The organism is Brevundimonas sp. Soil_N_31 (assembly GCF_057655995.1).
In genome coordinates this window covers 1-8,238 of the sequence record NZ_JBDGLE010000018.1, presented here as the reverse complement: position 1 = coordinate 8,238, position 8,238 = coordinate 1, and the positions used below count along the sequence as shown (strand labels likewise).

Sequence of the window (8,238 nt, the reverse complement as noted above, 5' to 3'; positions counted from 1 at the left end):
CACATGGCCGCACCGACCAGGCTCAGCAGAACATCAGATCAACCCTTGCCAACGGGGAGCCGTCCACACATGGCGCTCTGACGACGCTAGCCGATTACCGGAGGACGGTAATGTCAATCAGATAGCCCGTCTCGGTCCATCTCGGTCGTGGCCGGCCGCAAGTCTCGGCTTCAGAATGACCGCAGCAGCCTCAGTGTGAAACAACTGCCCTGGTTCGTCCCGGCGCTGTGAACGGAGATGCTGCCTTTGTGCAACTCGACTAACTGTTTCACCAGCGAGAGACCGATCCCGAGCCCATCAGACGATCGGGCGTCTGGACCTGCAACCTGAGTGTAAAGTTCGAACACCTTGCTCTGCATTTCAGGGGATATTCCGACGCCGTCGTCGGTGACCGCGATCTCGACGAAGTCGGCCCCTGCGGTGGCCACAAGTCCGATCTGCCCTTCCGGCGGTGTGTATTTGGCGGCGTTGGTCAGAAGATTGCTCACCACCTGTGAAAGCCGCGTGAAGTCGGCCGTGACCCAGATCGGCTCATGAGGCAGATCGACGCTGAGCGTGTGGCGTCCGGCGTCGATCTTGGGCCGGCTGGTTTCGATGGCTGAATCGAGCACGGTCTGGAGCGAGACCCGTTCGAGCCGGAGGGTGATCTTGCCCTGGTCGATGCGCGAGATGTCGAGCAGGTCCTCGACCAGACGGGACAGGTGGAAGACCTGGGTGGCCATGCGTTCCCGGATCAGCCCGACTTTGACCGGGTCGACCTCTCGCTCGGCCAGCTGCAGGCCTGCGCTCAGGGCCATCACCGGGTTGCGGAGCTCATGGCCCAGCACCGCGAGGAACTGGTTCTTGCGTCGGTCTGCGGTTCTGAGAGCGGCGGTGTGGGCTTCGAGTTCGTCTCGCTGCGCGAGGATCTGCCGCCGCTGGCGGTAGAGATCGACGAAGACATCCGCCTTGCTTCGCAGGACGTCAGCTTCAATCGGCTTCTGGATGAAATCCACCGCGCCGGCTTCGTAACCCCTGAAGCGCCGCTGCTGGTCGGAGCTGCCAGCCGTGACGAAGATGATCGGCACATGATGGGTCCGGGTGTTGCCGCGCATGTATTCGGCCAGCTGAAAACCATCCATGCTCGGCATCTGGACGTCGAGCAGCGCCAGGGCCACGTCGTGGGAAAGCAGCAACTCGAGCGCCTCATCGCCGGAGCGGGCTTTCAGGAAAGTCAGGCCCTCACGACGCAGCAGCGCCTCGAGCGCAAGGAGGTTCTCCTCCAGGTCATCGACCAGGAGCAGCGTCGCCGGAGCTTCGAAATATGTCATCCGGCAAGCCCCCCGAGGTATTCAACAATCTCTTCCAGACGCATCGTCGGCGCGCCAGGGCAGGTCTTCAGCGCCGCCTGAGGCATGGCCGAGGCGTGGGCATGATCGGGATTTTCTACAATGACGCGCCCTCCAGCGAAGCTTATCGCCCGAAGGCCGACGGCGCCATCCTCGTTGGCGCCGGTGAGAATGACGCCGATCAGGTCCGGGCCGAAGGCGTCGGCGGCGCTTTCGAACAAAACATCGATGGACGGCCGGGAATAGTTCACGGCTTCATCCGACGACAGGGCGAGAGTCCGGCCCGCTTCCACAAGCAGGTGATAGTCGGAAGGGGCGACATAAGCCGTGCCCGTCCTGATCGGCTCCTTGTCTTCCGCTTCCTTGATGCGCAGGAGGCACCGCGACTGCAGTAGCGGTACAAGAACGTTGTCGCGGTCGGGCGGCACATGCACCGCGATCAACAGGGCGAGCGGATAGTCGGCGGGCAGGGCGGGCAGGATTTCGAGCAGCGCCTGGACCGCGCCGGCCGAGGCGCCGATCGCCACGGCTTTCGCTTCGCCCTCGCTCATGCCGCCAGCTTCCGGTAGATTTTCTCGTCGCGGACGAACTCGGAAAAGGCTGAGGCATAGCTGGAGAAGCGCAGGCTTTCCTTGGAGCCCAGTCCCAGGAATCCGTTTCTCGGGAGCGAGCCGCTGAACAGGCCAATGGCGCGATCCTGGAGGGCGCGATCGAAATAGATCATCACATTGCGACACGAGATCAACTGCATCTCGGCAAAGACCGCGTCCGTCACCAGACTGTGGTCCGAGAAAACCACGCGGCTCCTGAGGCTCTTATCGAAGACGGCGCGACCGTAGTCAGCGGTATAATAATCGGAGAGTGACGACCGCCCGCCGGCCTTCTGATGGTTCTCAGTGAATTTGCGCAAGCGATCCATCGGATAGACGCCCGCCTCAGCCGCCTCCAGCGCGTCGGGGTTAATGTCCGTCGCATAGAAAAGGGTCCGGTCGTAAAGACCTTCCTCCTTGAAGAGGATGGCGAGGGAATAGACCTCTTCGCCGTGGCTGCAGCCCGCGATCCAGACCTTCAGCGACGGATAGGTGCGCAGATGCGGCAGCACCTTTTCCCGCAGCGCTTTGAAATAGGTCGGATCCCGGAACATCTCGCTGACCTGTACCGTGAGATATCCCAGCAGCCGCGGCAGCATGGACGGGTCATGCAGCACCGCATCCTGTAACGCTGAGAGGGTGGCGAACCCCATCTGATCGCGCGCCTGCACCACGCGGCGCTTGATCGACGCGCGCGCGTAATGCCGGAAATCATAGTGATAGCGTTGGTACAGCGCCTCCAGCAGGAGCTGGAGCTCAAGATCTTCAAGGCGTTCGGGCACGGACCATCCTCAACGCGGCATCCAGACCCGAACCAGCGAGAGCAGCTTGTCCACGTCGATCGGCTTGGCCATGTAGTCGTTAGCGCCCGCCGCGAGGCAGCGTTCCTGGTCGTCGGGCATGGCCTTGGCCGTCAGCATCAGGATCGGCAGATCCGACCAACGGGGATCGGCGCGCAGCGTCTGCGTCGCCGTCAAACCATCCATCACCGGCATCATCACGTCCATCAGCACCAGATCGATGGCGCGGTCCGGCTGATCCGCCGAGGCCTGCAGCAGGTCGATCGCCTCCTGGCCGTTGCGGGCGATCTCGACCACGGCGCCACGCGGTTCCAGGACGTTCGTCAGCGAGTAGACGTTCCGGACGTCATCCTCGACGATGAGAATCCGACGGCCCTCGAGCAGGGCGTCGCGATTGCGCGCCTGGCGGATCATCTTCTGCTGCTCGGCGGGCAGTTCGGACACCACCTGGTGCAGGAAGAGCGAGACCTCGTCGAGCAGTCGCTCGGGAGACTTGGCGCCCTTGATGATGATCGAGTTCGAATAGCGCCGAAGCTGCTGTTCGTGGTCCGGCGTGAGGTCCTGGCCGGTGTAGACGATCACCGGAGGGAAGGCGTGCTCCTGATCCTGGCTGAGCGTCTCCAGCAAGGAGAAGCCGGACGCGTCGGGCAGCGTCAGGTCCAGCACCATGCAGTCGAAGGTTTGCTCGCGAAGGGCATTGAGACACTCCGCCGCCGTGCCGACTCCCACCGTCTCAACGTGGCCGGAGGAGAGGAGGGCCTGGACTGCTTCGCGCTGTACGTCGTCGTCCTCCACCACGAGAACCCTGCGCACCGTTCGTGCCAGGGTATTCTCCAGTCCGCCGAGCACCTCGGCGAGATCCTCATGCTTGACCGGCTTCATCGTATAGCCCAGCGCGCCGAGCGCCATGGCCGTGCGGCTGTGATCCTCGGCGGAGATGATGTGCACCGGGATATGACGCGTCTGGTCGTCGCGCTTGAGGCTGTCCAGCACCGTCAGGCCCGACTGGTCGGGGAGGCCGATGTCGAGAACAATCGCACTTGGCCGGTGCTGACGAGCGAGCTTCAGGGCTTCTTCCGCGGTGGTCGCGACCAGACACTGGAAGCCGAGCTCGCGCGAGAGGTCGCGGACAATGGTCGCGAACCTGTCATCGTCCTCGATCACCAGAAGCAACCGTCGCGCCGCGGCGATTTGCTCGCGATCATCCGCGATGGCGCGACGGAGAGGGGGCGAGGCAGCGGCGTCTTTTTTCGTCGGCGTCGCCGGTCGCGGGCCGTCGATCGGCTTTGGCGCCCCGGGAATGCGCGGCGCGATCTGGCCGGCGTCATAGACTCGAGGCATGACGAGGGTGAAGGTGCTGCCCTCGCCGGGCCGGCTGTCCAGCATGATCGACCCGCCCAGCAGGCGCGACAGTTCCCGTGAGATCGACAGGCCGAGACCTGTGCCGCCGTACTTGCGGCTTATTGTGCCGTCCGCCTGCTGGAAGGCCTCGAAGATCCCGGCCTGTTGGTCGGACGAAATGCCGATGCCCGTGTCCGTCACGGCGAAGGCGATGTCATCGCCCGACGGGGCGATGGCCAGGCGCACCGATCCTTTCTCCGTGAACTTGAACGCATTCGACAGCAGGTTCTTGAGAATCTGTTCCAGCCGCTGGCGGTCAGTCTCGACGATGTCGGGAAGGTCGTCGTCGAGGTTGATCGTGAAGTCGAGGCCGCGCTCGTCGGCGATCGGTTGGAAGAGATGGCGCAGGTCGCTGGTCACGCGTTGCAGGGAGACCCCTTCGGCTCGCATCTGCACATGGCCGGCCTCGATCTTGGACAGGTCGAGGATGTCGTTGATCAGGGTCAGCAGGTCGTCGCCCGAGGACTGGATCGTGCGGGCGTAGCGCACCTGCTCCTCGGTCAGATTTTCATCGGTGTTGTCGCCGAGGAGTTTGGATAGGATCAGAAGCGAGTTCAGCGGCGTGCGCAGCTCGTGAGACATGTTGGCCAGGAAGTCTGACTTGTATTGGCTGGCCCGCTCCAGATCCTGCGCCTTCTGGGTCAGGTCGGCGCCGGCGCGTTCCAGGTCGTCACGATGCGCCTCCAGGGTCTGAGCCTGCTCCTCCAGCTGGCTGTTGGTCTGCTCCAATTCGACCTGTTGCTGCTCGAGACGGACCTGTGACTCCTTCAGCGCGCGACCTTGTTCCTCCAACTCCTCATTAGAAACACGAAGTTCCTCGCTCTGGACTTGCATCTCCTCAGACTGCCGCTGGGTTTCTTCCAGCGCGTCCTGCAATTCGGCTCGATATCGCGCCGAGCGAAGCGCCACACCGATCGAGGCCGAGGCGGCGTCCAGCAGTTCGAGCACAAGGTCGCCGGGCGCCTGCAGGAAGCCCAATTCGATGACGGCGTTGACCGCCTCGTCCACCCGCGCCGGCGTGATGACGAGATGGCGGGGGATGTCGCGGCCCAGGGCTGACCCGAGCGTCATATAGCCTTCGGGCACATCGTTGAGCAGGAGGGCGCGCCCCTCGTGAGCCACTTGGCCGAGCAATCCTTCCTTGAGCCCGAAGGCAACCGGAATCGGGGCGTCGGCTGGGACGCCCCGGGTGGCCGTGCGGCGGAAGCGCCCAGCCTCGCCCTTGAACAGAGCACCGGCGTGGGCGCCCGCATAGCGCGCCAGGAAAGCCAGCACCCTTTCCGACAACTCCTCGACGGTGTGATCGCCGCTCAACGCGTCTGCCAAACCCACTTGGCCGGACTGGAGCCATTCCTGCCGGGCCCGCGCCCGGGCGCTGTGCCGGATCAGAAAAAAGACGGCGATCGTCAGGATGGCTCCCAGGGCCGCCGAAAGAACGCCGCTGACGATGGCGGTCCGATAGGCGGTCTCCATTTGGGCGAGCCAGTCCTGGCGCTGGCGCAGACCCTCCGCCCGGATCGCCGCGACCTGTTCGCGGATAGCCTCCATCTCCTGCTTTCCGCGATCGGTGGTGACGATGGCGAGCGCGGCCTCACGGTCTCCAGCACGGCGAAGGGCAATGGTCTGGCGAAGCTCCGCTGTCTTCGCGTCGACGTGTCGACGAAGCTGGCCGATGTTGGCGGTCTGCCGCGGGTTGTCGCGCGTGAGCTCAAGCAAGCCGTCAATGCGCAAGTCGAGAGCGGCCACGGCGCGGTCGTAAGGCTGGAGATAGCGAGGGTCGCCGGTCAGGAGAAATCCCCTCTGGCCGGTCTCTGCATCCTGGACAGTCGACAGCAGTTCATCAGCGCCGACCAAGACCGAGTGGGTGTGAACCACTCGGGCGTTGTTCGATCGCAGTTGCTGGATGTTGCTGTAGGCGATCAGACCGCTGATCAGGAAGAACGCCAAGACGGTCGCCAATCCCACAGCGGCCCAGGCTTCAATTCTTGAGCGCAGGGGCGAGGCGGCGGATTTTGGAAGGGACATTCGCAGCTCGACAGTGAAGAACGCGCTCTGACTAGTTGCTCAAAGCCGAATAGGAAAGGGCGAGCCGGTCGGCGCCCGCGGCAGCGGGTCGGTAGCAGCATGAGAGCGGCGAGCCCAATGTCCGAATGTAGGCGTCCTGCCAATGACCGCTTGTGGCGCATACGAGACGATCCGCTGCTGGACGATCAAGTTCGGGCCTCAGATTGCTAGGCGGCTGAAGCGCCAGAGGCCGTCTCCGTCACCGCGCTGGCACCTGGACGAGATGGTCTGCTCGATCGGGGGAAAGCGGATGTACCTGTGGCGCGCAGTCGATGATGAAGGCGAGGTTCTGGACCTCGTGGTTCAGCGTCGCCGGGACACAGAAGCCGCGCTGACGCTACTGAAGCGGCTGCTGCGAAACCAGCCCATCGAGCCAGAGCGCATCGTCACCGACGGGTTGGGGTCTTATCCTGCAGCCCTGGATCAGCTCGGCCTGCGGCACCTGCATTCGCCGGGCCGGCTTCGAGAGAACAACCGCGCGGAGAACTCCCACCTCCCCATCCGACGACGAGAACGGCAACAGCAGCTTTTCAAGTCTCAGGCCTCAGCCCAGCGTTTTCTCACCACCCACGCAGCGATCTACAACACCTTCTACACCCAACGACATCTCATAAGCCGGCCCACCCTTCGTCGCTTTCGTGCCGATGCGGCGTCTGCTTGGACGGCGGCTGTCGCCTAGATCAGGGCCGGGTAGGGCGCTTCTCAACCTGGCTGAGTTAAGCTGACAGCGCTTCCGGTGGAGACACCCAGCGGTCAATCGGGGACCCGCGATATCAGCAATCCGTACTCGCCGTTAGAAAGCAACAAGGTGCCATCTCCGACCTTTTCCACCAGAGGATCGGCGTGCAGAAGACGGACCGCGTCGGACGCTTTGGGCAAGCCGGAGCCATCTGCCGTGTCGCTCAAGCCCGGACAGCCGAGAGGCCCGGCCTGGAGCATCGCCCCTCCGCTTTTTCGCAGCTGACCCTGTTCGGTGTAGTGGAAAGTCAGGTCGACCTCTCGGCAAGTCCGAACCCGGAGCCGATCTCCCTCGATGACGATGCGGCTGGATCCTTCGGAAAGGCCGATCCCGGCCACGCCCCCGTCCGGTGGAAACCATGAAACCTGGAGCATTTCCCACTCGCCCTGAAGCTCGGTGCTCGAAGCGAGGTAAGAGAGGCGACGCACCGACGGGCGCTCGAGGATCAGTTCGTCATGACCCGCGCGCAAGCGCAAGCGGTCGACACTGATGAACTCGACGCTCGGATTCCGCTCGAAAAAACCGAAATAGCGCACCTCCCGTGGGCCACGCTCCGGTCCGCACCCGATCTGCGTCTGGAGGCCGTCGCCACCCGGCTCTGCAACGAAGCGCCCGCCAATAACGCGACCCGATCGGCCAGTGTAGTTGCACTCCATCCTCAGGCTGACGCCGTCCGTGCCGAAGTCGGCGTAAGCGGCGCGAACGGTTCCGGATAGCCGGCGCGGCCAATGGCCTTCGAAACTGACGACGTCCCATTGGCCAGTGACATCCGCTGTGGTCGAAATCGGCATGAGTGGACGAGCCGGTTCTGTCGGTACGTCCTCCGATCGGCCTGCTGTTTCACTCACCGACTCTGGGGTCGGGACGCACGCGGCAAGAGCGAGAACCATCGCGACAAACGGCAGAACGGACCCTCTTTTTGCTCTCCCCCTCATGACAATCCCTTCGCTGCCGCACGACCAATGGACAGTGTCTCGGCGTCCGCAGTTATCCTGGTTCCTTTGTCCTAAATGCGCCAAGACCAGACATTAGCGGCTCTCCCGGAAGGCGATCCGAAATACATCTACGTCATCTTCGACGACGTCGCCGCCAGCGACTGGGCCGGTGAAGGCAAGCTGTTTGGGGATGGCTGACACGGCGAGCGATGGTTGCCTTGCGAGAGCACATCCCGATGGTGCCTGCGCTGGCCGCTCGCGTAAAAGGGTTCGCGCGGTCTAACGCGGCTCACCGCTGTCGCGGTGACGTGCTCCCTTCCTGATCCCCCGATTTGAGTGAGAGTCCGTTTCATCAAGGAGACGGACGTGAAGAAAAGCAGG

At 63.5% G+C, this 8,238-nt stretch carries 6 protein-coding genes and 1 pseudogene; 2 read left to right on the top strand and 5 right to left on the bottom strand.

Annotated features, from left to right (window positions below; genetic code table 11):
• Window positions 1-170 precede the first annotated feature (170 nt).
• From AC3A3G_RS16220 to AC3A3G_RS16205, 4 genes are read right to left on the bottom strand one after another with little or no spacing between them, the layout of a single operon-like run.
• A complete protein-coding gene (locus AC3A3G_RS16220) occupies window positions 171-1,310 on the bottom strand; it encodes a hybrid sensor histidine kinase/response regulator (RefSeq protein ID WP_487488719.1) in 1,140 nt (379 codons plus the stop codon).
• Window positions 1,307-1,879: a chemotaxis protein CheB gene (locus AC3A3G_RS16215; protein ID WP_487488718.1), complete on the bottom strand. Its 573-nt coding sequence runs from the start codon at window positions 1,877-1,879 to the stop codon at window positions 1,307-1,309. The genes AC3A3G_RS16220 and AC3A3G_RS16215 overlap by 4 nt, the downstream gene beginning before the upstream one ends.
• Window positions 1,876-2,700 carry a CheR family methyltransferase gene (locus tag AC3A3G_RS16210; RefSeq protein ID WP_487488717.1) on the bottom strand — a complete coding sequence of 275 codons (825 nt, stop codon included), beginning with the start codon at window positions 2,698-2,700 and terminating at the stop codon, window positions 1,876-1,878. The genes AC3A3G_RS16215 and AC3A3G_RS16210 overlap by 4 nt, the downstream gene beginning before the upstream one ends.
• A gap of 9 nt (window positions 2,701-2,709) precedes the next feature.
• A complete protein-coding gene (locus tag AC3A3G_RS16205; RefSeq protein WP_487488716.1) occupies window positions 2,710-6,144 on the bottom strand; it encodes a response regulator in 3,435 nt (1,144 codons plus the stop codon).
• 157 nt (window positions 6,145-6,301) lie between these two features.
• Here AC3A3G_RS16205 and AC3A3G_RS16200 point away from each other — a divergent pair.
• Window positions 6,302-6,862 (top strand): annotated as a pseudogene (locus tag AC3A3G_RS16200) (IS6 family transposase); the annotation flags it as partial.
• 74 nt (window positions 6,863-6,936) lie between these two features.
• Here the strand turns inward: AC3A3G_RS16200 and AC3A3G_RS16195 are convergent.
• Window positions 6,937-7,713, bottom strand: a complete 777-nt coding sequence (locus tag AC3A3G_RS16195) for a hypothetical protein (RefSeq protein WP_487488715.1) — start codon at window positions 7,711-7,713, stop codon at window positions 6,937-6,939.
• Between the two features lie 219 nt (window positions 7,714-7,932).
• On the opposite strand from AC3A3G_RS16195, the gene AC3A3G_RS16190 reads away from it, so the two are divergent.
• Window positions 7,933-8,055, top strand: coding sequence for a tautomerase family protein (locus tag AC3A3G_RS16190; protein ID WP_487488714.1), 123 nt, complete (start codon window positions 7,933-7,935; stop codon window positions 8,053-8,055).
• The last annotated feature ends 183 nt before the right edge of the window (window positions 8,056-8,238 follow it).